The sequence below is a fragment of the Streptomyces sp. NPDC028711 genome (assembly GCF_055565415.1).
This window is the reverse complement of the sequence record NZ_JBVHUJ010000001.1, coordinates 726177-751984: the sequence shown is the minus strand read 5'-3', so window position 1 is coordinate 751984 and position 25808 is coordinate 726177. Positions and strand designations below refer to the sequence as shown.

The window sequence follows — 25808 nt, the reverse complement described above, 5'->3', positions numbered from 1 at the left end:
CACGCGGGGCGGTTCAGGTGTTACTGGTGCCCCACTCGTCCTCCTCGACCTTCCCGTTGCCCATGCTCCGCCGGCGCATCGCGTGGACCCGGTCGGTCACGGAGGGCGGCAGGTGGTCACCGACCCTGTCGCCCACGACGTGCATGGCCTTGCCCGCGGCCTGGCGCCCGGTCTGGGCGGCGGACTCGGCGGCGTTGCGCACGGCCGGGTTGCGGGCGAGGCCCTGGGCGGACCTCTTCAACTGTTCGTAGCGCTCGCGTCCGGCTCGTGTGCCGACCACGTAACCGAGGGCGAGTCCCATGGCGAACGTCAGCTTGTATCGCATGGCCACCACCTTCCCTGGAGAGCTTCCCTGATGCATCGCTGGTGCCCACGGCGATACCGATTGGCGGAGCACCCCCCTGCTTGCGCTAATGTATGTGTCGCAGCGAGCAACCGCCCGCCCGGAGCATCCGGAGTGGGTACGTTCGATGCAACCGCAGCAATCCCCTGTAGCTCAATTGGCAGAGCAGCCGGCTGTTAACCGGCAGGTTACTGGTTCGAGTCCAGTCGGGGGAGCGCGATCCCCTGTAGCTCAATTGGCAGAGCATTCGGCTGTTAACCGGAGGGTTGCTGGTTCGAGTCCAGCCGGGGGAGCGAGACGGAAGAGGACCCTTCGGGGTCCTTTTTCGCGTCTCCGGGAACCATGCGGAGCGCGCCGCGGTCTTGATGGTCAGCAGAGCCGATCTTCCGGAGCAGGAGATCGTATGAGCGGCTATGCTGCGGCAGACGGCGCGCACACATGTACGCGCCTCACCGATCGGGGCGGTAGCTCAGCCGGTTAGAGCAGCGGACTCATAATCCGTCGGCCGTGGGTTCGAGTCCCACCCGCCCCACCACGGAAAAACGATCTGACCTGCGAAAACGCCCCTGGAGGGGTGTTTTCGTGTGCGGTGATCGCCTCTCGTCGGTGCGGCGAAATGGACGTCCCCGGCTTGTCTCGCGGGGGCCGTACCTTCTTGACCTGCGGTTTTGGGTGGAGCGTGGGTTTGGAACCACGCCGATGATCCCACGGGGATCCCACGGCTCCTGGGTGTGACACGCCGCACACTGATCGGAATTTCGGCGCCCTTGCCGACACCCCTCCGGGCGGGTGATCGGTCGCTTGTCGGTCGGGACTCCGGGTTCGCTTGTCCGGTCAGTGGCCAGGTCGCGCATGCCGCGAAAAATGGAGCTGTTCCCGCCCCTCCCATAAAATTGAGGTGCTCTCCTGGAGCCTGGAGGCGCGCATGAGGCAGACCTGGGAAGGTGATCCCGGGAAGGCGTTCCCGTGGCCGTGACCGGCGACCTTGAACGTGGCCGGGCGGCCTGCGCCGCACGGCGCTGGGCCGAGGCCCACAAGGCCCTCGAACGCGCGGACCGGTTGAGCCCGCTGGGGCCGGAGGACCTCGAACTCCTCGCTGTATCCGCCCACCTGACCGGCCGTCACGAGGAGATGGTGAGCGTGGCGGAGCGGGCGTACGGCGCGTACCTGGAGGCCGGCCGGCCGCTGCGCGCGGTGCGTTGCGCCTTCTGGGCGGGGGCCGATCTGGCGTACAGGGGTGAGACGGGCCGCGCCACCGGATGGTTCGGACGGGCACGGCGGCTGGTCGACGTGGAGGAGGACGCCTGCGCCGAGGAGGGCTATCTGCTCATCCCGGCCATCGCGGCGCAGCGGGCCGGCGGCGACCACGCGGGCGCCCGTGCCACGGCGGCCCGGGCCGCCGCGATCGCGGAACGGTTCGGGGACGCGGACCTCCTCGCCCTCGCCCTGAACGAGCAGGGGCACTCCCTGGTCAGGGAGGGCCGGGTCGAGGAGGGGCTCGGGCTCCTCGACGAGGCCATGGTGGCCGCCACCTCGGGCGACCTCTCGCCCATCGTCACCGGGATCGTCTACTGCGAGGTGATCGACGTCTGCAGCGCGGTGTACGAGTTCCGCCGCGTCCAGGAGTGGACGGAGGCACTGACGTCCTGGTGCGAGGAGCAGCCCGACCTGGTGGCCTTCAGCGGCCGGTGCCACCTGAACCGCGCCGAGATCATGCAGCTGCTCGGCGCGTGGCCGGACGCGCTGGTGGAGGCGGAACGGGCGGGCGAGCTGTTCCGGCAGGAGGCGTACCCGGCCGGGGCCGCCCAGGCCCTCTACCGGCAGGCGGAGATCCACCGCCTGCGAGGGGCGCTCGGGGCCGCCGAGGAGGCGTACCGGGACGCCAGCAGAGTCGGAGGCGACCCGCAGCCGGGCCTCGCCCTGCTGCGGCTTGCCCAGGGGGACGTGGCCGCCGCGGCCGCGGCGATCCGCCGGGTGGTCGACGAGACCACCGAGCCCCTGGACAGGGCGCGGCTGCTGCCCGCCCGCGTCGAGATCGCGCTGGCCGTGGGCGACACGGAGGCCGCGCGCAGCGCCTGCGACGAGCTCGGGACGATCGCGGAGCGGTACCGGTGCCACGTCCTGTGGGTGATCGCGGCGACCGCCCGCGGCGCGGTCGAGTTGGCGGCCGGTGACGCACGGTCTGCCTTGATCGCCCTCCGCGAGGCCGAGCAGGGGTGGCAGGAGCTAGGCGCACCGTATGAGACCGCGCGGACGCGCATGCACCTCGGCAGGGCGTGCCGGGCCTTGGGTGACAAGGAGACGGCGGCCCTCGAACTGGAGGCGGCCCGCGCGGAGTTCGAGCGGCTCGGGGCGGGGCCGGATGTGGCGCGGGCCGACGCGATCGCTTCGGGCGGCCGGGAGGAGCCGGGGATCGTCCTGGGGCTGACAGCGCGCGAGCAGGCCGTCCTGCGGCTCGTCGCGGCCGGGAAGCACAACCGGGAGATCGCCTCCGCCCTCGTCATCAGCGAGCACACCGTCGCCCGGCACCTCCAGAACATCTTCGCCAAGCTGGACGTGGACTCGCGGACGGCGGCGAGCGCGAAGGCGCACGAGTACCACGTGGTCTGACGCCCAAGTGGTCAGAAAGAACCACGCCTCGCCCCCTGACGGGATTGGTGATTCCGGTCGATGCAGCCCGCCGCCGCCCCGAGGACGCTGGAAGCGGATGGAGGTGGCAGAGATGACCAAGCCCGCCGCCCCCGGCGACGAGATCCGCGAACGGCTCCTCGCCGGCTTCCCCGCCACAGAACGACGTATCGACCCCGCCGGCATCCCGACGGCCGTGCTGGAAGGAGGCGAAGGACCGCCGCTCGTCCTCCTCCACGGCGCAGGGGAGTTCGCCGCGACCTGGATGCGCGTCATGCCGGACCTGATGGAGACCTTCTCCGTGGTCGCCCCCGACCTGCCGGGACACGGCGCCTCCGAACCGGGCGAAGGCCACCTGAAGGCCGACCGCGTCCTCACCTGGCTCGGCGAGCTGATCGAGCAGACCTGCGCCTCTCGGCCCGTCCTGGCCGGCCATCTGCTCGGCGGCGCGATCGCAGCCCGGTTCGCCTGCGACCACGGGGACCGGCTCGCCCGCCTGGTCCTGGTGGACACGTACGGCCTCGCCCGGTTCCGCCCCGCCCCGAGGTTCGCCTTCGCGATGGCCCGCTTCGTGGCGCGGCCCACGGAACGCTCCCGGGACCAGCTGATGGACGCCTGCATGGTCGACGTGGGCGCGCTGCGCCGACAGCTCGGCGAGCAGATGGAGCTGATGGAGGCGTACATGCTCGGCGGTGCCCGCACACGCGACGAGAAGGCCGCTCTGCGCAGCCTCATGCCCGCGTTCGCGATGACCCCGGTCCCGGCGGCCGACCTGGCCCGCATCCCCGTACCCGTGGCCCTGATCTGCGGAAGACACGACCTCCAGGTCGGGCTGAAGGTGGCCCAGGCCGCGAGCGCTCGCCACGGATGGCCGCTGCACGTGATCGAGAACGCCGCCGACGACCCCGCCTTCGAACAGCCCGAAGCCTTCCTGGAAGCGCTGCGGACGGAGATCGGCACCCCCCTCTCGCACACCACGTGACCACACGGAAAAAGACGCCCGACCATGAGGAGGCAGTGATGGCGATCGTCATGCTCGTGGACAACCCCCACGGTTCACAGGAGATCTACGACAGGGCCCGGGAACAACTGGGCCTGCAGGACAAGCCCGCCGGCGGCATCTTCCACGCCGCCGGCCCCAGCCCCACCGGCGGCTGGCGTGTCATCGAGATCTGGGAGTCGGAGGAGGAGGCGAAGCGATTCGTCAAGGAGCGCCTCGCCCCCGCCCTCCAAGCCGCAGGCGCGACGGGCCCGCCCCCGACACCGCAGTTCTCGCCGATCTACACCTACATGACATGACGACGAAGCCCCAGGTCTCCGACCCGGGGCTTCTCCGGGACTCAGGCTCTGCCGTTCGCCCGCCGCACGACAGTGCTCTCGTGAGGCGACACGCCTGCGACCGGAACGACGGGACCACGCGTGAGGACTCTGCCCGTGGCCGGAGACCCCGGAAACCGGTCTGCTGGGCGCTGACCGAAGTGCGGCAGCGCCTCTCCTGGGAGCGAACCAGATGAAGAAACTCCGGGTCCTCTCCACCACGGCACTGATGATCGCCCTGTCGATGTCCGGCGCCCGCGCCGCCATGGCGGCCGACCAGACCTCCCCTCACTGCGCCGGGGCCTCGACCGTGCGAAGCCCGCCGCGACAGCCGCGACAGCCGCGACACCGGTCACCGTCTGGCACCCGGTGGCCGCGATCACCTGCTCCGGCAGCACCGCGACCAGGAACCGCGGCTTCGTCACCGAGACCTACGCCACCGGCACCGCCACCGGAGCACCGGTCATCGACCTGCAGACACTGAGCGTCTCCCTCTGCAACAGCCTGCGTCTCTGCCCGCACAACGGCGACTTCGGCTCGGGCCCCGTCGGCGCCTTCTTCTGCAACGACCGCACCCATGTCGAGACCTACGGCGCTCAGCGGATCGCCGGACTCGTCGCCAATGACGTACGCCGGCAGGGCTTGCCGCTCGCCGCGCGTCTCAGGTAGGCCCCGACGAACGCGCGGGCCGGTTGGACGCTCATCACTGACACTCCTGCCCCACTTCTTTTGTTAGAGACGTTGACTAAACCCCTCGGCCGCTTCTAGCTTCAACCCGTCATATTTCGTACGTCGTATATGAGATGTGAGATCTGAGCCTCAGGTAGCTGTGGAATCTGCGCCGAGCTGGATCCCCTCCCGTGCGCCGTACGTGCGGCCTTGCCCCTGAGCCGACTCGGAGATCATCCGGGCCGGGTCGGCGCATGTCTCGTAGCAAGCGCTTACCAGTAAGCGCTTGCTACGAGATCCGAGGAAAGGACAGTGCCACCTGATGCCCACCCCGAGAGCCCGTCGCTCCCTCCAAGTCGCCCTGGCGATACTCCTGCTGGCCGCAGTCGGCGCCCCCGCGTCCGCGTCCGCGGAGCCCCGGGACCTGAGCCGCGAAACGCTCGCCGCCGACGACGGCTGGGCGGCTGCCGACGGCGGCACCACCGGGGGCGCCGCCGCCGATGAGGCCCACGTCTTCACCGTACGCAACCGGGCCGAGCTGGTCCGCGCGCTGGACGGCGGCAGTGCGACCCCGAAGATCATCCGCATCGCGGGCGTCATCAACGCCAACACGGACGACAGCGGGCGACGCCTGGACTGCTCCGACTACGCCACCGACGGCTACAGCCTGAAGCAGTACCTGGCCGCATACGATCCCCGCACCTGGGGCGCCGCCAAGCCGGCCGGACCCCAGGAAGAGGCCCGCAAGGCGTCAGCCGCCCGGCAGGCGGAGCGGGTTGAGATCGAGGTCGGGTCCCACACCACCATCGTCGGGCTCGGCGACAACGCCGTACTGGAAGGCGTCGCCCTCCATGTCCACCACGCCGACAACGTCATCATCCGCAATGTGGAACTGCGCGATGCCTACGACTGCTTCCCCGTCTGGCAGCCCAACACCGGCGGCCTCGGCGACTGGAAGACGGCGTACGACAATCTCTGGCTGCGCGGCGCCACCCACGTCTGGATCGACCACGTCACCGCCTCGGACGGTGAGCGCCCCGACGCGAAGGAACCCACCCACTTCGGCCGCAACTACCTGCGCCACGACGGGCTGCTGGACATCACCAATGGCTCCGACCTGGTCACCGTCTCCTGGAGCCGGTTCGCCGACCACGACAAGGCGATGCTCGTCGGCAACTCCGACACCGCGACCGGCGACCGCGGCAAGCTGCGCGTCACCCTGCACCACAACGAGTTCGAGTCCGTCGTGCAGCGCGCTCCGCGCGTCCGCTTCGGCCAGGTCCACGTGTACAACAACCGCTACGTCGTTCCCGAGGACGTCCACGACTTCCGCTACTCCTGGGGCGTCTCCACCGAGTCGGCGGTCTATGCCGAGAACAACGCCTTCACCGTCCCCGGTCATATCGAGGCCGCCGACCTGGTGAAGAGCTGGAACGGCAGCGCGCTGCACCAGACCGGCACGCTGTTCAACGGCTTCCCCGTCGACCTGCTGGCGATCAACAACGCGTACAACTCCGCCGGTGAGCGCGATCTCACCGCCGACGTCGGCTGGGTCCCCGCCCTGCACGGCCCTGTCGACAGCGCGGCGAAGGCCGACCGCGACGTGGCACGCGGCGCCGGCGCCGGGGAACTCCGCTGAGCACTACCGCCATCCGCACCTGAGCGATTGCAACCTCATGCCTGTTGGGAGTCCGCAATGAAGCACACACTTCTCCATAGCAAGCGCTTGCGCGCGCGAGCCGTCGGCGCCGTCACCGCCCTGGCCGCCGCGCTGGGGCTGACGGCCCTGAGCCCCGTACAGACCGCCGGGGCGGCAGAGCCGACCGCGGCCACTGCCACCGCCTCCGGCACCGCCTCCGGGCCGGTCGCCACGCCCCACCGGCTGTCCGACACCGCGCATGGATTCGCCTCGCTCGCGGGCGGCACCACCGGCGGGGCGGGCGGTCAGGTCGTCACCGTCACCGACCAGGCCTCGCTCGCCAAGTACGCGGCGGCGGAAGGCCCCTACATCATCCGGGTCAAGGGCTCCATCGACGTGGCGCCCTACGGCGCCGAGATCGACGTGACCTCCGACAAGACCCTCATCGGCGTGGGCACAACAGGCGAGCTCGTCCACGGCGGACTGAACCTGCGCCCCGGCACGCACAACGTCATCATCCGCAACCTCACCATTCGCGACACGTACGTCGACGGCGACTGGGACGGCAAGACCCAGGACTTCGACGCCATCCAGATGGACACCGTCGACCATGTCTGGATCGACCACAACAACCTCACGCACATGGGCGACGGCCTGATCGACCTGCGCAAGGACAGCCAGTACGTCACCGTCTCGTACAACCGCTTCGACACCCACAACAAGGCGTTCGGCATCGGCTGGACCGAGAACGTCACGACGCAGGTCACCATCGACCACAACTGGTTCAACGGCACCAAGCAGCGCAACCCGTCCGCCGACAACTGCGCCTACGCGCACCTCTACAACAACTACATGTCGGCCCAGGTCCAGGACGGTGACCCGGTCTGGACGTACGGCAACTGGTCGCGCGGCAAGACCAGAATGGTGATCGAGAACAGCTACTACCAAGACGTCCAGCACCCCTACCAGGCCGATGCCACCGCCGAACTCGTCCAGCGCGGCTCGATCCTGAAGAACACGACCGGACGCCACGACACCCGGGGCACCGCCTTCGACCCGCGTGACTTCTACGACTACCGACTGGACCCGGCCGCCGCCGTCCCGGCGCTGGTACGGAAGTTCTCCGGCCCGCAGCCGACCATCGGCACGAACATCGTGCTCGACGTGCCGCGCGACTATCCGACCGTGCAGGCCGCCGTGGACGCCGTGCCCGCGGGCAACGACTCCACCGTCACGCTGAAGCTCGCCCCGGGCACGTACCGCGAGAAGGTCCGCATTCCGGCGACCAAGCCGCTCCTCGCGCTGCGGGGAACGGGGCAGGACCGCTCTCAGACCAAGATCGTGTACGACACCCCGGCGGAGCAGGGCGGTTCCACCGGCAGCGCCACCGTACTGATCGCCGCGAACGACGTCACCGCGAGCAACCTCACCTTCGCCAACGACTTCGACGAGGCCGCCCACGAGATCAAGGGCGAGCAGGCGCTCGCCATGAAGACCACCGGCGACCGCATCGTCTTCGAGAACACCGCCTTCCTGGGCAACCAGGACACGCTGATGACCGACACCCCCAAGCTGGACATCATCCGCCGCGTCTACATCCGCGACTCCTACATCGAGGGTGACGTCGACTTCATCTACGGGCGCGCCACCACCGTGATCGAGAAGTCCGTCATCAAGGCGCTCAACCGTGGCTCAACCACCAACAACGGCTGGATCACCGCGGCTTCGACCTGGAAGAACAACCCGTACGGCTTCCTGATCACCAGGTCCCAGGTCATCAGCGACGCGCCCGCCGGCTCCTTCCACCTGGGCCGCCCCTGGCACCCGGGCGGCGAGCCCGACGCCATCGCGCAGGTGCTGTTCCGCGAGACCGAGCTGCCCGCGGCGATCAAGGCGTCGCCGTGGACGGACATGAGCGGCTTCTCGTGGAAGGACGCTCGCTTCACGGAGTACCAGACCTACGGTCCGGGCGCCGCCGAAACCGCCGACCGGCCGCAGATGAGCGACGAGCGGGCGGCCCTGCACACGGTCGCCGACTACCTCGCGGGTACGGACGGCTGGGCCCCGCACCGCCGGTAGCCGGTAGAGGACTGACGAAAGAGGCCGAAGACACATGACCACCACCCGCCGAACCCTGGTAGCGGCACTCGCGGGCGTTCCGCTCGCGGCAGCCAGCAGGCTTGCGCGGGAGAAGGGGGCTGGTGCGGGTCGTTGCCGTGCTCGGGGCCTCGTACGCGGCTCCGCCCTTCCGTGTCCGGCGGTGCCGGGAGCCACCGCTCTGGTTCCTCGCTCCGCGCGGCCCTTGAAAAGGTAGGGGTGCAAGGTTTTTCCCTGCGGGGCCCGGCTAAAGTAATTCGGTGACCACACGACGACCCCGGGGCCCGTACGCCAAGACCGCCGCCAAACGGCAGGAGATCCTCGACGCCGCTCTGGCCGCCTATGCCGAGGCCGGCAGCCGGGGCGTGTCCGTACGGGACATCGCCCAGCGGGTGGGGATGACCGACGCGGGCGTCCTGCACCACTTCGGGAGCCGTGAGGCGCTGCTCACGGCGGTGATCGAGGCCCGCGACACCGCCGCGTCCGAGGCGTACACCCCGGAGACCGTCCTCTGGCGGACGGAGCTGCTGGCTCGGAACGCCGCCACGCCCGGACTGGTCAAGCTCTTCCTGGACATCGCCGCGGCCTCGGCCGACCCCGACCACCCGGGGCATGCGTTCTTCACAGAGCGGTACCGCGGCCTGAGGCTCCAGATCGCGGCGCTGCTCGCCGGGGGTCCGCCGCCCGGGCTCGGCCCCGCGGGGCCGGTGGCGGACGCCGATGCGGACTGGGCGGCCCGGATCCTGCTGGCGGCGACGGACGGGCTGCAGCTCCAGTGGCTACTGGAGCCGTCGATCGACATGGCCGGTGACATCGGCCGACTGCGGGACCTGCTCCTGGAAGTGCTGGGCAGGCAGCAGGGGTGGGAGCCGGAGCCCCAGGACCCACCAGCGCCCTAGTCCCGTACCGGCGGTCTCTGCTCGATCAACGCGTCGGCGGCGAGAGTCACGGCCACCCGCGTGCCACGTGCTGTCCGGATGATCGCGCAGTCCAGGGCGAACGCGCGCACGAGCTGCAGGCCGCGGCCGCAGCATGCGGCGGCGTCGTCACTGGGGAGACGGGGGCGCCGGGGGCGCCACCTGCCGGTGTCCTGGACCTGGAGGGTCACCGTGCGGCCGGTCGTCGTCAGGAGCACGGCCACGTCCTGGCTCCCGCTGTGCCGGATGACGTTGGCGACGAGCTCGGTCACGATGACGCCGAGTGCCTCGTCGACCTCGTCGCCGAGTTCCCATGGGCCGACCGTCTCCCGGACGAAGCGGCGCAGCAGCGGGACCGCCTCGACGGTCGCGGGCATCACGCACAGGGCTCGACGTTCGTCCTGAAGGCACAGGCCGGGCCGGAGGGGGAGGAGGTCGGGAGGGCCGGTGAGCTGGGTGAGCGGGGTGTTCTGCGTGGTGGTGAACATGAGGGGCTCCTCTGCGCCTGGGGGGGCGGGGCGCGGTGGCGGCCGGAGAGCCGCCGGTCATGCCACGGTAAGCGCGAAAACTTTGAATGTCTAGGTTTTTGCGTATATGGCCGCGCCCCCCGACCGTTGCCGGTCGGGGGGCGCGGTTTCCCTCCTCAGGTGGTGGCGGTCAGGCAGTGGGCGTCCATCGCTGGGCCGCCGTGCCCGAGCAGGTGGCGAGCGTCAGCTTGGTGCCGTTCGCCGTGCCCGCCCCGACGGGGGCCAGGCAGCGTCCGCCGCTGGTGATCGTCGCCTGGGCGCCGAGCTGCCACTTCTGGCCCGCCGAGCCGTTGCACGCCTGGACGGCGACGGTGGCGCCGGAGCCGTCGAGGCAGACGCCGTCCTTGCCGGTCAGGGTCCCGGTGCTGGTGAAGGTCCAGCGTTGGTTGGCGCCGCCGTGGCAGGTGTAGAGCGCCGGCTCCGTACCGGGGGTCGTGGCGCTGTACGGCAGGTCCACGCACGTGCCCGAAGCCCCGTTGACCAGCGTCGCGTTCGCCGGGAGAGGTACGGCCCGGCCGGTCGCGGAGATCTCGGCGGCGCTGGTCCACGGGCCGCTGTCCCCGGCCTCGGTCAGGGCCTTCAGCCGCAGATAGCGGCCCGTCCTGGGAGCGAAGGAGGTCTTCTTCTCCGTGGCGCTGTCGGCCCACACGCCCGTCGCGACCGGGCTGCCCCAGCTCGCCGTGGTGTCGGAGACGTATACCTCGTACGAGCCGATGTGGCCGTTGCTTCCGCCGTCCTGGCGCGGCAGGTACGACAGGCTGTCCACGTCGTAGCGCGCCCCGAGGTCGATCTGGACCTCGTGGGGAAGCTGCGCGGCCGTGCTGCCCGAGTAGGCGGTGTGCCACCTGGTGGCCGGGTCGCCGTCGATGGCGTTGGCGGCGGCCCCGTTCTCGGCCGTCGTCTCCTGGCTGTCGGTGTACGCGATCTTCCAGGCGGCCTTGGAGATCGGCTCGCCCGTGGCGGGGACCTCGGCGGCCGGAAGCAGCGTCACACCGGACGCGGTGACGGTGAACGCGCCGGACTTCGACCCCGTCTTGACCCACAGGGCGCCGGAGCGGTCGGACGGGTCGAAGTACCAGCCGGTCGTGGCGGAGTCGTACGCGGCCTTCGACGTCAGCGCCGGCAGGGCCGCACCGTCGACCGTGACGCCGCTGGGCGCGGCGGCCGCGTGGACGGTGAACTCGTAGCCGCGCGAGGCGGGCTTGCCGTTGTACGTGCCGGTGCTGGCGCCGACGGCGATGCGGACGTCGCCCGTGCCGGAGGCGGGGGCGGTGACGTCCACCTTCTGCTTGGCGTACGCGCCGGTCTGGTGCTGGCGGGTGATCCCGTCGTCCTCGTACAGCGTGAACGTCGAGGAGCCGCGCGGGTACACGTCGTAGGTGAGGGTGGAGACCGGCTTCTCGCCGGTGTAGTTCATCTGCGGCCACATCGGCACGATGCCGCCGCCCTTGACGAACATCGGCAGCCGGTCGAGCGGGGCGTCGTAGCCGTTCAGCCAGCCCGGCCCGCTGTACGTCTTGCCGCTCCAGTAGTCGGTCCAGGTCCCGGCGGGCAGGTAGATGCCGTCGCGCTTCGTGGTGTCCGTCACGACGGGAGCCACCAGCAGCGAGTCACCGGACATGAACTGGCCGCTCGTCTGGTTGCCGCGCGCGACCGGGTCGTTCGGGTACTCCAGAACCATGGCCCGCAGCGTCGGCGTGCCGGTCTCGGTCGCCACCCGGCTCATGGAGTAGAAGTACGGCATCATCCGCATCTTCAGCTTGAGGTACTTGCGGTTGATGGACAGGTACGGGTCGGAGAAACGCCAGGGCTGCTTGTCCTGGTATCCGGCCTCCGGGTTGGTGGCGCCCCAGCCGGACATCGTCATGAAGACGGGCGTCATCGCCTTCCACTGCAGGTCGCGGACGTACGTCTTCGGGCTGCCCTGGAAGATGCCGTCGACGTCTCCCGAGGCGTAGTTGAGCGCGGACAGGCCCGCGCCGGTGACCGCCGGGACGTGCCAGCGCATGGCGTCCCAGTTGCCGGGCGTGTCGCCGGTCCAGACGATGGCGTTGCGCTGCGTGCCGGCCCAGCCGTCGACCGTCCACACGTAGCGGCGGGCGTCGGAGTTCTTCTCGATGCCGTCCACGGCCTGCTGCACGCCGTCGAAGGCGTACTTGTAGCCAGGGCCGATCCAGGCGACGTCGGTCTTGACGCCGCGGCTGCCTGCGACACCGACCTCGGTGCCGATGTTCGCGAGGCCGGTCGAGGTCCACAGGCCGGTCTGGAAGCCCTTTGCCTTCAGCCCGTCCACGGTCGTCTTCAGGTCCGAATATCCACACCCATAGCCGTCGTTGGGCAGGAACCAGCCCGACGGCATGTCGGCGGCGCGGGCGTCCGTCGCATACCCCAGGACGTCCTTGGTGGTCTGGTGACGGAGTCGGTTGTGGTCACCGGTGTAGTCGGGGTTCGTGGCGTTCCAGCAGTCGGCGTTACCGAGCTCGAAGCCCCACATCGGCGCCAGGAACGGCTTGCCGCTCACGTCGGTGTACGCGTCGAGGACGCCCTTGAGTGAGTCGCCGACGAAGTACCAGGCGTCGAAACGGTTCTCGTTGTGGGTGAACGTGCCCGGCGCGCCGAAGCTGTACGTGCCTGGAGCCCAGGTGTTCCGCATGACGCCGTAGTTGTTGGTCGACATGTAGAACGGCGCGGGGCTCGCGTTGTGGTTCTCCAGCCACTTGTTGCTGCCGGAGATGGGCACGCTCTTGCCGCGCAGCGCCCACTCGCCGAGCCGGAGGCCGGTGCCGTAGAACTGCTCGTCCGCGCCCTGGGTCAGGTACTGGCTGGCCTGCGTGCCCGTCCAGGAGAGCGGCTGGGACTCCGCCCAGACCAGGGTGGAGTTGTCGGCGCGGTAGACCGAGAACCGCAGCGGGGACTTGTTGACCCGGATGTTCAGGGCCGGGGTGGTGATCCGGAAGTACGTGCCGGCGTCCGCGACGCTTGTGGGCACGGTGCCGAAGTCGGTGTCGATCGCGAGGGCGCTGCCCGCCGGGTCGTCAGTGAAGCTGCCGTTCGGCGACAGCCAGATCCGGAAGATGTCCTGGCGGGCGACCGTGACCCGGGCCTTCGCCGCCGTCGAGGTGCTGATGGTGAAGGTGTTGCCGGTCTGGCTGACCCCCGTGGCGTCCCCGGCGGTCGCCGCCGCGGCCGGCGACACCGGGCCCGCGACGGAGAACACTGCCGCCACCAGGGCCGCCACCACGCAGAGGACAGCTGGTCGCCGCCCTCTGCCTCTGATCCGTACTGAAGAGCGTGCTCGCATCACAGTCGCCTTTCGCTCGCCGACACTGCCGAGAGTGGTGCGCGACATGACAGCAGTCGCCGTTGAATGACGTCAAGTGCGCACATGATCCATCTATCAATCAAAAACAATCAGAACTGCGCATGACGCCTTGGGTCCAGCTGGGCGGTCACAAGTGCGTAACTCACCCGAGTTCGCGGGTGACGCGAGGCGCATTTGATGCTCTAAGTTGAGCGTTACGCGCCAACCTGCTCAGTTTCGCGCGTCAACCTCTCTCTTCATGAATCAGGCGGTAGTTGCCATGAAGCGACGTCTTTTCGCCCTGTCCACCGCCGGAATCGTCGGCGCGCTCGTGCTCACGGCCTGCGGCGGCGGAACCGGCGCCTCGACCGGCGCGGACGGGGTCACCACGATCAAGTTCGTCGCGGCGGACTACGGCTCCAACGGCGACAACCCCAGCCAGGCCTACTGGCAGGACGTGATCAAGGCGTTCGAGAAGAAGAACCCGAAGATCAAGGTCGACCTCCAGGTGATCAACTGGAACGACATCGACGCCCAGGTCAAGACCATGGTCCAGAACGGGAACCAGCCGGACGTCCTCCAGACCGGCGGCTACGCCGACTTCGCCAGGAGCGGCTTGCTGTACTCCGCCCCGGAGGTGCTCTCGGTGGCCACCGAAGGGGACCTCATCCCCGCCATGGCCGACGCCGGCCGTCAGGACGGCACCGCGTACGGCATCCCGTTCGTCTCCAGTGCCCGGATGTTCCTCATCAACAACGAGCTGTTCCGCAAGGCCGGGCTCGACCCGAAGAAGCCGCCGCAGACCTGGACCGAGGTCACCGCCGCCGCGACCGCGCTCAAGAAGGCCGGCGTCGAGGTGCCCCTCGGCGTGCCGCTCGGCAAGGAGGAGGCGCAGGCCGAGGCGTTCATCTGGATGATGGGCAACGGCGGTGGCTACCAGAACTCCAGCGACACGTACGCGATCAACTCCATCGCCAACGTGGAGACGTTCACCCAGCTCAAGAAGTGGGCCGACGCGGGACTCACGGAGAAGAGCCCGGCCGCCGTCAACCGCACCGACCTCACCAAGAACTTCGCCTCGGGCAAGGTCGGCATGCTCAACGGCTTCCCCGGCCAGCTCACCGAGCTCAAGGGCATGGACGTCACATGGACCGCCATGCCGGGAGCTGAGGAGAAGAGCCCCAGCACGCTCGGCGTGGCCGACTGGGTCATGGCCTTCAAGAAGGGCGGCCACAAGAAGGAGATCAAGGCCTTCCTCGACTTCGCGTACGGCAAGGAGAACACGGTCAGGTTCGCCAAGACCTACAGCCTGCTGCCCGTGACCCAGTCCGCCCGCACGGCGCTCGCGGCCGACCCGGCGACGAAGGACCTGGCCCCCTTCCTCGAGATCCTGCCGACCGCGACCTTCTACCCGCTCAGCGACCCGACCTGGCCGGGCGTCTCCGCCCAGATCAAGACCCAGATCGGCAGTGCCCTCGACGACCCGCAGAAGACCCTCGACGCCCTCCAGCAGGCGGCCGAGCAGGCGGGGCAGTGACGGGCTCCGGCCGTACGTCCGAAACGAGAACGCACGTGTCCACCAGCACCACACCCCGTACCGCCGACCGGCGGGCCCACGCGGCCCGCCGGCCCGCAGCCCCGGGCCCCGGCCGGCGCCGCCCTGACCGGCCGGCCGGGTCCCGGCCCCGCTCCTGGTTCCGGCGCCTCGGCGCGCTGCCCTGGATCGCACCGGCCGTCCTGCTCATCCTGGCCGTGGTCGTCTGGCCGGTCTTCGAGATGGTCCGCACCTCGCTGCGGAGGATCGACACATCCGGCGTGGACCTGGGCCCGGCCGGACTCGACAAGTACCGCAAGCTGTTCGCCGACCCTCGCCTCCCCGACGTCCTGACCTGGACGGCCGTGTGGACGGTTGCCGTCGTCGTGCTCACGATGCTGATCTCCCTGGCTCTGGCCCAGCTGTTCAACCAGCGGTTCCCCGGCCGCCGGGTCACCCGATGGGCGCTCATCGCACCCTGGGCGGCCTCCGTCCTGATGACCGCCATCGGCTTCCGCTGGATGCTCGACCAGGTCGCCGGCGTGCTCAACCGCCTCCTCCTCGACCTCGGCCTGATCGACTCGGCCGAAGCGTGGACCGGGGACGCCGCGCACGCGAAGCCATGGCTGATCGCCGTCGCCGTCTTCGTGTCCCTGCCGTTCACCACGTACACGCTGCTCGCCGGACTCCAGACCGTGCCCGGAGAGGTGTACGAGGCGGCCCGCGTCGACGGCGCCTCGCGCCTCCAGACCTACGTCCGCATCACGCTGCCGCTGCTGCGGCCGTCGTTCCTCGTCGCCCTGGTGATCAATCTGATCAACGTCTTCAACTCGTTCCCGGTCATCTGGGGCATGACTCAGGGCGGTCCCAACGCCGACACCGCCACCACCACGGTCTTCATGTACATGCTGCGGAGTTACGACGTGGCCGAGTCGGCTGCCCTCTCGGTGGTCAACTTCGCCGCCGTCATCGCCCTGGTCCTGGTCTTCCTCAAGGTCAGCGGCTGGAAGGAGGCGGACCGATGAGCACCGCGACCCTTCGCCCGCGCCCCCGCACGAAGACCGTGCTGCTCACCGTCACGGCCTGGGCATTGGCCGCGCTCTTCCTGCTGCCGTACGTCCAGATGGTGATCACGGCCGGACGCCCGGCCGACGAGCTGCGCGACAACGGCTATCTGCCGTCCCGCTTCGACTGGTCCGCGTTCACCCGCGTCTGGAGCGAGACCACGCTCGGCCAGAACCTGTCCAACACGCTGCTGATCGCGGCCGGTTCGACGCTGCTCGTGCTGCTCGTGGCGCTGCCCGCCGCGTACTACACGGCACGCGTCCGCTTCCGCGGGCGCAACGCCTTCCTGCTCCTCGTCCTCGTCACGCAGATGTTCCAGCCGACGGCCCTGCAGGTGGGCCTCTACCGGGAGTTCCACGCGCTCGGCATGCTGGACACGACGACCGTGCTGATGGTGGCCAACGCGGCCTTCAACCTGGCCTTCGCGGTCTGGATCATCAGCGCGTACATCGGCTCGATCCCCGTCGAGCTGGAGGAAGCCGCCATGATGGACGGCTGCGGCCGGGCCCGCGCCCTGTTCCGGGTGACCCTGCCGCTCGCTCTGCCCGGCATCGTCACCGCCGTGATCTTCACCTTCATCGCGGCGTGGAACGAGTTCATCATGGGCCTGACGCTGACGACCTCACCCGAGCGGCAGCCGCTCACCGTGGGCATCAACAACATGATCGGGGCCTACAGCGTGCAGTGGAACCAGGTGTTCGCCGCGTCGCTGGTGGCCATCGTGCCGGTGATCGTGCTGTTCGCGGTCATCGAACGCCATGTGGTGTCCGGACTGACGGCCGGCTCGGTCAAGTAGCCCTGTGCGTCGGTGTTCAGCGACACCCCCTAGACGCAGTGGACGTCGACGCCCTGGGCCGTGAGCTGCTCGACCAGCTCGTCGGCGGCGTCATGGTCGGTGACCAGGGCGTCGATCTCGGCGATCGTACAGACCCGGGCGAACGCGCGCTGGCCGAGCTTGGTGGAGTCGGCGACCACGATCACCTTCTCCGCCCGCTCGGCCATGGCGCGGTTGGCGCTGGCCTCGCCCTCGTCGTGGGTGGCGGCGCCGAAGCGCGGGTCGACGGCGTTGACGCCGAGGATGGCGTAGTCGAGCGAGAGGCCCTGGAGCACCGCCGTCGCCAGCGGGCCGGTCAGTTCGTACGACTGGGGGCGGGCGACCCCGCCGGTCACCACGGTCTTCACATACGGGCGGACCGCCAGCTCGTTGGCGATGTTCACGGCGTTGGTGACGATCGTCAGCGCCGTGGACCCGCCGTGCTCGGCCAGGTCGGCCCGGGTCGCCAGCTCACGGGCCACCTCGGACGTCGTGGTGCCGCCGTTGAGTCCGACGACGGAGCCCGGCGGGATGAGCGCGGCGGCGGCGCGGGCGATGCGCTGCTTCTCGTCGGCCTTGCGCGCCGTCTTGTAGCGCAGCGGCAGGTCGTAGGAGACGCCACTGAGCACGGCGCCGCCGCGGGTGCGGGTGAGCAGCCGCTGACGGGCCAGCTCCTCGAGGTCGCGGCGCACGGTGGCCGGGGAGACGTCCAGCAGTTCGGCGGCCTCGCCGACCTCGATGCTGCCGCGCTCGCCCAGAGCGTCGAGCAGTCGCGTCCACCGCTCGTGCGTGCCCATCACCGTTCTCCTCGTCTCACGACATCGCCTCGCGACATCACTGGAGCCGAGCGTACCCGTGTCCGCATCACTGTGATCAATCTTGCGCAAGCTTGCTCGAAGTTGAGCGATCACGCTATAGGCAAGTCATGTTCAATCATGCGGCCTGGATCGACTCGGCCGCCACGCCTTCTGGGAGGCCCCCCGTGAGTCACGTCGACCTGGAGAACGCGGAACGGCGCGGGGACGGCCGCGGCCGCACGGACGGTCATCGCCCTGGACGTCGGCGGCACCTCCATCAAGGCGTCCCCGGCATCGTCGACGAGGAGTCCGGACTCGCCGTCCTCGCAGCCAACCTCGGCTGGCGCGGCGTCCCCGTCCAGGACTGACTCGCCGAACACCTCGACCTGCCCGTCGCGTTCGGCCACGACGTACGCGCGGGGGGACTGGCCGAGGCGCGCCTGGGCGCCGGCCGCGGCTGCGCCGACTTTCACGCTGTACGACCCCGAGCGCGTCGTCCTCGGTGGCGGACTGGCCCGCGCGGGAGAGGCGTACCTGGCGCCCGTGCGCGACGCCCTCGCCCGGCGGCTCACCTTCCAGGCCGTCCCGGATGTCACCGAGGCGCGCGACTCGGGGACCGGGCAGGATGCGTGGGCGCGGCGCTCCTCGCGCACGACCTGCTGGAACAGGCATGGGTGCGCTCGTGATCGACGCAGGTGAGGTGACGCGGCTGCTCGGCGTACTCGGAGCCCCGGCCGCGCCCGCGACGCCCGCACGATGACAAGCCGCAGCGGGCCGGCGTCGGCAGGGCCCGCTGCGGCGTTCCGAGGACCGGCAAAGCCCGGACCGGCCGGTTCCGCAGCGATGGGCGGCGGTCGTCAGGTACGCCGCCCACCGCCGGGGACCGGCCGGTCCGGGCTCCCACGGAGAGGGGATCAGTCGCCGCGACCGGTGGCGGCGGCCGCGAGATGGCGGGCGAGGAACGCCACGCTCCGTGCGACGAGCCCCTCCACATCGGGCGCTCCGAGGAAGATGTGGTCCGCCCCCGGCACCCGCACCGACTCGGCCTCGGCGCCGCACGCGGTCAGTCGCTCGGCCAGCAGCTCGCTCTGCGCGCACGGGACGACGGTGTCGTCGGTCCCGTGGATCAGCAGGAACGGCGGGGCCGACGGGTGCACGTACGTGACGGGGCTCGCCGACGCGGCCAGATCGGGGCGCTCCGCGGGCGGGGACCCCAGGAGTGCGGTGTACGGGTGCGCGGGCGCCATTCCGGCCAGGAGCTCCGGGAAGGCCGCGGCAGCGGAAGCGATCTCGGCGACGCCGTACCAGTCCACCACCGCCCGGACCGACGTGTCACCGTCCCCGACGCCCTCCCGCCCGTCCAGATCGCCGGACGCCGTCGCGTTCGCCGGAGTCAGCGCCGCAAGAGCCGCGAGGTGGCCGCCCGCCGACTCGCCCCACACGCCGACGCGCCCGGGGTCGATCCCGAGGGTCTCCGCGAAGCGCCGGACGTACCGGATCGCGGCCTTCACGTCGTGCAGCTGGGCGGGGAACGGTGCTTCGAGGCTGTGCCGGTAGTCGACGGTGACGACGGCGAGTCCCGCCGCCGTGAGGGAGCCGAAGAGCAGCTCGGGTGGGACGGTCGGCGGCGGGTAACGGCGGTCGCCCTCCATCCAGCCCCCGCCGTGGATCCACACCACCGCGGGCACGGGCCGGCCGGCCGGTGGCACGTACGCGTCGAACAGGCGAGGCCGGTAGCCAGGGCTCCTGGCATAGGTCACGCCTTCGTACCGGCGAGTGCCGTCGTCGGCGAGTACGGGCGCGGGCGGCGGGAGGAAGGGCTCGGGCAGCTGTGGGGGCTGGGTGGGGCGACTCATCGGTGTTGTCCCTACGGGTTGATGGCGACGGTCAGGCGGCGCCGGGAAGGTGACGGGAGCGGGCGATGCCGCCGAGCCAGGCGGCGGACGGCTTGGGCGTACGGGCGAAGGTGCGCGGGGCGACGGCGATCAGGCCGAACGTCGGTCCGTACGAACCCCATTCATAGTTGTCCAGGGCGCTCCAGTGCAGGTAGCCACGGACGTCGAGTCCATCGGCCAGCACCGCCGCAAGGCCGCCGAGCGCCTGGGTGGTGTAGGCGATGCGCCGGTCGTCGTCGGCGGTGGCGATCCCGTTCTCCGTGACGATCAGCGGCACGCCGCCGGACACCTCGGCGGTGTGGCGCAGGGCGTGTCCGAGTGCCTCGGGATAGAACTCCCAGCCGGTGAGGGTTCGTTCGGCGTCCTCGGGCACCGGCAGCGGGCCGTCGGGGCCGATCAGCGTGCGCGTGTACGCCTGGACGCCGATCCAGTCGTCGTCGCGCGCCGCCTCGATGAAGACGTCCTCGCGGGGGCGCCGGTGGGCGGCCGCCGCCTCCTCGGCACCGGGGAGCGCCTGGAAGACCTGGTTGGCGATGGACCAGCCAGTGAGGATGTCCGGCGAGATCTCCTTCACGGCGGAGACGGCCCGGTGGTGCGCGTCGATGAGCGCGGCCGTCATCTCCGCGTCGGGCAGCGGCATGCCGGGCGTCGCCGGGCCGCCCTCCTCGCCCTGCTGGATCATCGCGTCCATGGCGGCGACCATGTTGGGCTCGTTGATCGTGCAGACGTGGTGTACGCCGGTGCCGATGACGGGCGCGACTGCCGCCACGTACCGCGTGAACAGCTCCGCCGCGCCAGGGGTCCGCCAGCCGCCGCGCTCGGCGAACCAGCGCGGCGCGGTGAAGTGATGAAGGGTCACCATAGGGCGCAGGCCCCGTGCGAGGGCACCCTCCACCATGCGCCGGTAGTGGGCGAGGGCCGCGTGGGAGAAGCGGCCGGGTTCGGGTTCGATGCGGGCCCATTCGATGCTGAAGCGGTAGTCGGTGAACCCGAGGTCGGCCAGCAGGTCCATGTCCTCGCCCCAGCGGTGGTAGCTGTCGGCGGCGTCCCCGCTCGGCTGCTTCAGCGGGCCACCGGAGTGCTCAAGACGCCACCAGTCGCTGTTGGTGTTGCCCCCCTCGGTCTGGTGCGCCGAGGTGGAGGCACCGAACAGGAAGTCGTCGGGGAGCAGCAGTCCGTCGGCCGTGCGCGGCATGGAAGGTCCTTTCGTAGGGGGAAGGGGTGGGGCCCGAGGCGTCAGCGGACGCGGCGGATGGGCGCAACGCACAGGGCGCCTGCCACGGCGCAGGCGGTCGCGAGCAGGAACAGCCCGCGGAAGCCGAGTGCCGGGACGACGGCCACGGCGATCAGAGGCGCCACGATCTGGGGCGCGGTGTTGGCGATGTTGAGGATGCCCATGTCCTTGGCGGCGTGGTCATGGCTGGGCAGCACCTCGGTGATGAGGGCCTGGTCCACGGCGAGGTACGCGCCGAAGCCGAAGCCGCCCACCGCGAGGAAGGCGTAGAACGCCCACAGCGAGGGGACCAGCGCCAGCGGCAGCGCGGCGAGGCCCATCAGCAGGGAGGCGGCGGCCACGAATGCCTTGCGCCGGCCGAGCCGGTCCGAGAGCGGGCCGGCGAGCGCGATCGACGTGCCGGAGGCGACGGCCATCACGACGCCTCCGGTGGCGATGGCCTGCGCCGTGGCATCGGGGCCGAGCCGAACATGGTCGGTGAGCGTGTACAGCTGGTACATCAGCACGAGGAACAGGCCGAGCATGCCGAGGAAGCGGCTCACCAGCGCCCACGTGAAGTCGGCGTCCCGGGGCGGCAGGAGGCTTCTGAGCAGCGTGCCCAGGGCGAACGGCTCCCGTGGCTCGTGCCGGTTCGAGTGGTCCGGCGCGGCCACGAACACCAGCACCGCGCCCGCCGCCAGCAGCCACGGCACCCAGCGCAGCCCCTCGGCCGGAACGGCCAGGAAACAGCCGGCGACGACCCCGGCGAGGCTCTGCGCGAGCAGCTGACCGGCGCCGACGTACGAGGACGCCTTTCCCAGGTGCGCGGGGCTCACCCGGTCGGGCAGGAGCGCGACGAGCGGACCGAGGAAGGCGTTCAGTGCGACCTGGAACACCATCCACAGCACCACCAGCACGGTGAAGTCACGCACCAGGGACATCGCGCCCAGGGAAACCGCCGCGACGAGACCGCCGCCGAGGATCCACGGATTGCGGCGGCCGAACCGGGAGCGGGTCCGGTCCGACAGCACGCCGCACACGACATTCGCGACGGTGGCTGCGACCGCGCCGGCGGTGCTCAGGGTGGCGTACAGGGCGAGCTTGGCTTCCGCGTCCACCTGCGCGAGCAGCGCCTGGATCAGCGTCCCACTCGCGGCGGCGGGCAGCAGCCAGCCGAAGTGCGCGAGGAGCATCACCGGCCCCAGCCGGCCGAGGCGCGAGCTGACGCTCGGATCGTCCTGAATCGGTGCTTCCGCGGGCGACGCCGAGGCAGAGAGATACGTGTCGGGCATGGCCGGCTCCTTACGCTGCGCTGCCGACGACTTGAGGAACGGGCCGCAGGAGGCGGCCTCAGATCTCACGGTAAGGGCAAAAACTTAGCGTGTCTAGGTTTTAGGGAGGCGGCGGCCCGGGGTGTGACCTGAGGCGCTCCTCCGCTCGTGGATCCACGCGGCGGCATCGGGCGGGCAAGCCGAGAGCACGCGGGCCTCCCCGAGCCCCGTGGGTGCGGGAGGAGTGGTGGGACGCAGCGGAAATGCTGTGGTGAACGGCTGACCCCCGGTGGAGCCGGACGGGCGGGAGACCCCGTCTACCCCCACAGCACTTCGCAGGCGGGATCGCGCGCGGTCCTCCGGCAGCCGGACGTTACTCACGAGTAGGTTCACTGTGTGCCGGTGTGGCGCTCGTCATGCGCCTTCAGGCGGATCAACGCGCTCGCGTAGTCCCCCGCCGGCAGTCGCGTGGGCAGGCCGTGGGTCATGAGGACGGCCCCGTGGTGGATCTCGCCGGTGTCCTCGTCGCGGTAGCGGGCGCTCGCGTCGAGTCCGCGCAGGCGCGGGGGCGCGGAGGGCCGACCGTGGGAGGCCGTGACGCGCCATGTGAGCACGACGGTACGGTCGTCATGGGTGTACTGGACGCCGTCGTCGCCGAGCCGGTACTGCAGGCCGTGCTGCACGACGGGCCGGATCTCCTTGTACCGGGCGACCAGCTCCGCGGCTTCCGCGCGTTCCTCCGTGGACCACCGCGACAGATCGCCGCCCAGGCCGAGGGCCCCGGCCATCGCGACGTGGAAGCGGAAGCGCAGAGGCACCGTCCGGCCGGTGAACGGGTTGGGGCAGTCGGTGACCCAGGCCGCCATGGTCCTGGCCGGGTAGAGCTGGCTGTATCCGTCCTGGATGGCGATCCTGTCGACGGCGTCGGTGTTGTCCGAGGTCCACACCTGGTCGGTGCGAGCCAGGACGCCCAGGTCCGCCCGGGCGCCGCCACCCGCGCAGGCTTCGATGCGCAGGTGGGGGTGGTCGGCACGCAGCCGGTCCATGACGGCGTACACCTGGTGGACGTGCTCGAACCAGAGCAGCTCGGCGTCGTCTCCGCGCTCGGGCCACCCCCCCTGGCTGAAGGGGCGGTTCATGTCCCACTTGAGGAAGTCGATGGCGTGGTCCGTCACGAGCCGGTCGAGCCATGCGTGCGCCCAGGCGGCGACGTCGGACCGGGCGAAGTTGAGGACGAGCTGGTTGCGCAGGGTCGTCCGCTCGCGGTGCGGCATGTGCAGCACCCAGTCGGGGTGCTGTCGGTAGAGGTCGCTGTCGGGGTTGACCATCTCCGGTTCCACCCACAGCCCGAAGCGCATGCCGAGCCGGTGCACCTCGCCGATGAGCGGCGCGAGTCCGGCGGGGAACGCCTCGTCGTGGGGCGTCCAGTCGCCGAGGCCGGCGGTGTCGTCGCGACGGCCGCCGAACCAGCCGTCGTCCATGACGAAGAGTTCGGCGCCGGCCTCGGCCGCGAGGCCGGCGAGGCGCTTCTGGCCCGCCTCGTCGACGTCGAAGCCGGTGGCCTCCCAGGAGTTGTAGACGACGGGCCGCAGTTCGTCCGGTCGGGGCAGGACGTGGAGGGCCTGGTAGGTGTGCCAGGCGCGGCTCGTGCCGCCGAAGCCGGAGGGGCTGTAGAGGCCGGCGAAGACGGGGGTCTGCCACCGCTGCCCCGGGTGGAGGCGCCAGAGGAGCCCGTCGTGTCCGGCGCCACCGGTCCAGCCGACGAGATCGTCCTGATTCCGCCAGGTGGTGATGTGCCAACTGCCGCTCCAGGCGAGGGCGGAGCTCCAGACCTCGCCGGACTCCTCGTCGGCGTCTCCGGCGTCGAGCATGACCCACGGGTTGGTGTGGTGGCCGGTGATGCCGCGCCGGCTGGTCAGGGTCAGCTCGGCGCAGGGCAGGGGGGTGCGGCGGAGCTGGGTTTCGCGGCCCCACGCGCCGACGACGTGGCTGATGCGGTAGTCGGGGCGGTACGGCAGCGTCCAGGCGGCGGAGTCGGCGCGCAACAGGGTCAGGGGTGCGTCGTCGCCGGTGTGGTGCAGCTCCGTCCAGCGCTCGATCACATCGCTGTCCTCGTACACCCGGTAGTGGAGGACGATCTCCAGCGGATGGTGGCGGTCGCGCCAGCGGATGGCCAGGTGCGTGCCGTCGACGGAGTGGTCGAGGTACTGCCACTCGATGCCGCGGCCGCCGTCGGCGAACCGGATCTGCAGCGCGGACGGGCCGTAGCTCGCGCCGGCCTCTGTCGGGTACTCCTCCCGGCCGTGGGCCGTGCCGGCGAAGCTGCTGGCCGGCGGCGGCGGTGAAGGAGCGCTCAGTGCCTGTTCGATGGACAGGGGTGGGCCCCAGTGCGCGTGGCGGGGGGCGTCGTCCTCGTCCAGGCGGAGCGCGTAGGTGCTGTTCGGGGTGGAGAGCAGCCATATCTGGTGGTTTGCGTCATAGGACACCGGCGTCATGCCCGGCAGCGTAGGTTCTCAACTCCTTCAATTCAATTATTGACGGAGGTAATTAATGCCCCTACGGTACGGCGCATGCCTCCCATCCCAGAGTCCCGTGCCCCGATCACCACTCCCGCCGCGGCCGCCGTCTTCGCCGCCGTGCTGACCCGCGGGCCGGTGTCCCGGGTGGAGATCGCACGGCGGACCGGGCTCTCCTCGGCCGCGGTCACCAGGACGGCCCGCCCGATCATCGAGGCCGGATATCTCGAGGAACTCGCCGCGGAGGAGCGAAGTGCCCCTGGCGCGGGCCGCCCGGCCAGCCCGCTCACCATCCGGGCCGACCGCGAGTTCTTCATCGGCGTGAAGATCACCCATGAGGAGCTCATCGGGGTGGTGTGCGACCTGAGGGCCGAGACCCGCGCCACCCGCCACCAGGTCCTGACCACGCGGAGCGTCGACGGCGTGGTCGCCGCCCTCGCCGAGCTGGTCGACGCCTTGCTGGCCGAGTCCGACGACTACCGGCAGCGGATCCACTGCCTCGGCGTGGCGGTGTCGGGCGATGTCGACCGGACATCCGGCGTCGTCCGTTACTCACCCTTCCTCGGCTGGCGGGACGTTCCCCTGGCCGAGCTGCTGACCGAGGCCACCGGCCTCGTCACCACGCTGGAGAACGACGTCAAGGCACTCACCGTCGCCGAGCAGTGGTTCGGCGAGGGAGTCGGGGCGACCTCGTTCGCGGTCGTGACCGTCGGCACCGGCATCGGCTGCGCCCTGGTCGTGGGCGGCAGCCTGGTCGCGGGGGCGTACCACGTGGCGGGCGAACTCGGCCACGTACGCGTCGCCGACCCGGGCCCGGAATGCCACTGCGGAGGCAGCGGCTGCATCGAGGCCATCGCGTCCACCGGGGCCATCGTCACGCAGGCCCGGCTGGTTTCCGGCGACCCCCGGCTTTCCATGGACGATGCCGTCGCCATGGCCAGATCCGGCGACATCGGGGTCCGCTCCGTCTTCGCCAGGGCCGGACACGCCATCGGCCTGGGGCTCGCCGCCGTGGCCAACCTGATCGGCCCCGAACGGATCGTCGTCTCCGGGGAGGGCCTGGCCGCCTACGACCTCCTGGAGGACCAGATCCGGGAGACCTTCGCCCGCCAGGCGTTCGGCGCCGCCTCCCGCTGCGCGCTGATCATCCGTCCGCTGCCCTTCGAGGAATGGGCGCGCGGGGCGGCCGCGGCCGCCATCCAGACCCTCTTCGCCGCCGAGTCGATCTGAACCCCCGGCGACCCGGCTCCCCCCACCCCCCCACC

At 70.6% G+C, this 25808-nt stretch carries 19 protein-coding genes, 3 tRNA genes and 1 pseudogene; 15 read left to right on the top strand and 8 right to left on the bottom strand.

Annotated features, from left to right (window positions below):
• Positions 1-13 precede the first annotated feature (13 nt).
• Entirely contained in the window at positions 14-325 is a 312-nt protein-coding gene (locus tag ACZ4VK_RS03360) for a YtxH domain-containing protein (protein WP_468347931.1), read from the bottom strand.
• Positions 326-485: 160 nt separating this feature from the next.
• Between ACZ4VK_RS03360 and ACZ4VK_RS03355 the strand changes: the two genes are divergently transcribed.
• From ACZ4VK_RS03355 to ACZ4VK_RS03310, 10 genes are all read left to right on the top strand, one after another.
• Positions 486-558, top strand: a tRNA-Asn gene (locus tag ACZ4VK_RS03355).
• 5 nt (positions 559-563) lie between these two features.
• Positions 564-636 (top strand) — tRNA-Asn (locus ACZ4VK_RS03350).
• 165 nt (positions 637-801) lie between these two features.
• Positions 802-878: transfer RNA gene (locus tag ACZ4VK_RS03345), tRNA-Ile, on the top strand.
• A 437-nt stretch (positions 879-1315) separates the two neighbouring features.
• Entirely contained in the window at positions 1316-2953 is a 1638-nt protein-coding gene (locus ACZ4VK_RS03340; RefSeq protein WP_468347929.1) for a LuxR C-terminal-related transcriptional regulator, read from the top strand.
• A 112-nt stretch (positions 2954-3065) separates the two neighbouring features.
• Positions 3066-3953, top strand: a complete 888-nt coding sequence (locus ACZ4VK_RS03335; RefSeq protein ID WP_468347927.1) for an alpha/beta fold hydrolase — start codon at positions 3066-3068, stop codon at positions 3951-3953.
• A 38-nt stretch (positions 3954-3991) separates the two neighbouring features.
• Positions 3992-4270 (top strand): hypothetical protein, encoded by a 279-nt coding sequence (locus ACZ4VK_RS03330; RefSeq protein ID WP_468347925.1) that lies wholly within the window; start codon positions 3992-3994, stop codon positions 4268-4270.
• A 387-nt stretch (positions 4271-4657) separates the two neighbouring features.
• Positions 4658-4957, top strand: coding sequence for a hypothetical protein (locus ACZ4VK_RS03325; RefSeq protein WP_468347923.1), 300 nt, complete (start codon positions 4658-4660; stop codon positions 4955-4957).
• Positions 4958-5279: 322 nt separating this feature from the next.
• Positions 5280-6596, top strand: a complete 1317-nt coding sequence (locus ACZ4VK_RS03320; protein ID WP_468347921.1) for a pectate lyase family protein — start codon at positions 5280-5282, stop codon at positions 6594-6596.
• A gap of 57 nt (positions 6597-6653) precedes the next feature.
• Positions 6654-8675 (top strand): pectinesterase family protein, encoded by a 2022-nt coding sequence (locus ACZ4VK_RS03315; protein WP_468347919.1) that lies wholly within the window; start codon positions 6654-6656, stop codon positions 8673-8675.
• Positions 8676-8953: 278 nt separating this feature from the next.
• On the top strand, positions 8954-9592 hold the full coding sequence (locus ACZ4VK_RS03310) for a TetR family transcriptional regulator (protein ID WP_468347918.1): 639 nt from the start codon (positions 8954-8956) through the stop codon (positions 9590-9592).
• Here the strand turns inward: ACZ4VK_RS03310 and ACZ4VK_RS03305 are convergent.
• Positions 9589-10098, bottom strand: coding sequence for an ATP-binding protein (locus ACZ4VK_RS03305; RefSeq protein ID WP_468347916.1), 510 nt, complete (start codon positions 10096-10098; stop codon positions 9589-9591). The two genes, ACZ4VK_RS03310 and ACZ4VK_RS03305, sit on opposite strands and share 4 nt — an antisense overlap.
• 169 nt (positions 10099-10267) lie before the next feature.
• The gene (locus ACZ4VK_RS03300; RefSeq protein ID WP_468347914.1) at positions 10268-13363 is read right to left on the bottom strand and encodes a discoidin domain-containing protein; all 3096 of its coding nucleotides are present in this window, start codon (positions 13361-13363) and stop codon (positions 10268-10270) included.
• Positions 13364-13718: 355 nt separating this feature from the next.
• On the opposite strand from ACZ4VK_RS03300, the gene ACZ4VK_RS03295 reads away from it, so the two are divergent.
• Genes ACZ4VK_RS03295 through ACZ4VK_RS03285 form a run of 3 tightly spaced genes read left to right on the top strand, consistent with a single transcriptional unit; the run spans position 13719 to position 16833 of the window.
• Positions 13719-14975, top strand: coding sequence for an extracellular solute-binding protein (locus ACZ4VK_RS03295; protein ID WP_468347913.1), 1257 nt, complete (start codon positions 13719-13721; stop codon positions 14973-14975).
• 35 nt (positions 14976-15010) lie between these two features.
• Positions 15011-15997: a carbohydrate ABC transporter permease gene (locus ACZ4VK_RS03290; protein ID WP_468347911.1), complete on the top strand. Its 987-nt coding sequence runs from the start codon at positions 15011-15013 to the stop codon at positions 15995-15997.
• Positions 15994-16833, top strand: a complete 840-nt coding sequence (locus ACZ4VK_RS03285) for a carbohydrate ABC transporter permease (RefSeq protein WP_468347909.1) — start codon at positions 15994-15996, stop codon at positions 16831-16833. The genes ACZ4VK_RS03290 and ACZ4VK_RS03285 overlap by 4 nt, the downstream gene beginning before the upstream one ends.
• Before the next feature lie 29 nt (positions 16834-16862).
• Here ACZ4VK_RS03285 and ACZ4VK_RS03280 read toward each other — a convergent pair whose 3' ends face one another.
• On the bottom strand, positions 16863-17648 hold the full coding sequence (locus tag ACZ4VK_RS03280) for a DeoR/GlpR family DNA-binding transcription regulator (RefSeq protein WP_468347906.1): 786 nt from the start codon (positions 17646-17648) through the stop codon (positions 16863-16865).
• 284 nt (positions 17649-17932) lie between these two features.
• Between ACZ4VK_RS03280 and ACZ4VK_RS03275 the strand changes: the two are divergent.
• A pseudogene (locus ACZ4VK_RS03275) lies at positions 17933-18334 on the top strand (ROK family protein); the annotation flags it as partial.
• 228 nt (positions 18335-18562) lie between these two features.
• Here ACZ4VK_RS03275 and ACZ4VK_RS03270 read toward each other — a convergent pair.
• From ACZ4VK_RS03270 to ACZ4VK_RS03255, 4 genes are all read right to left on the bottom strand, one after another.
• Complete coding sequence (locus ACZ4VK_RS03270; protein ID WP_468347904.1) at positions 18563-19504, bottom strand: alpha/beta hydrolase fold domain-containing protein; 942 nt, start codon at positions 19502-19504, stop codon at positions 18563-18565.
• Positions 19505-19535: 31 nt separating this feature from the next.
• Positions 19536-20738, bottom strand: a complete 1203-nt coding sequence (locus ACZ4VK_RS03265; protein WP_468347902.1) for a glycoside hydrolase family 1 protein — start codon at positions 20736-20738, stop codon at positions 19536-19538.
• Between the two features lie 41 nt (positions 20739-20779).
• Positions 20780-22048 carry an MFS transporter gene (locus ACZ4VK_RS03260; protein WP_468347900.1) on the bottom strand — a complete coding sequence of 423 codons (1269 nt, stop codon included), beginning with the start codon at positions 22046-22048 and terminating at the stop codon, positions 20780-20782.
• Positions 22049-22416: 368 nt separating this feature from the next.
• Positions 22417-24522 carry an alpha-galactosidase gene (locus ACZ4VK_RS03255; protein ID WP_468347898.1) on the bottom strand — a complete coding sequence of 702 codons (2106 nt, stop codon included), beginning with the start codon at positions 24520-24522 and terminating at the stop codon, positions 22417-22419.
• Positions 24523-24597: 75 nt separating this feature from the next.
• Here ACZ4VK_RS03255 and ACZ4VK_RS03250 point away from each other — a divergent pair, with 75 nt between their 5' ends.
• Complete coding sequence (locus ACZ4VK_RS03250; RefSeq protein WP_468347896.1) at positions 24598-25773, top strand: ROK family protein; 1176 nt, start codon at positions 24598-24600, stop codon at positions 25771-25773.
• The last annotated feature ends 35 nt before the right edge of the window (positions 25774-25808 follow it).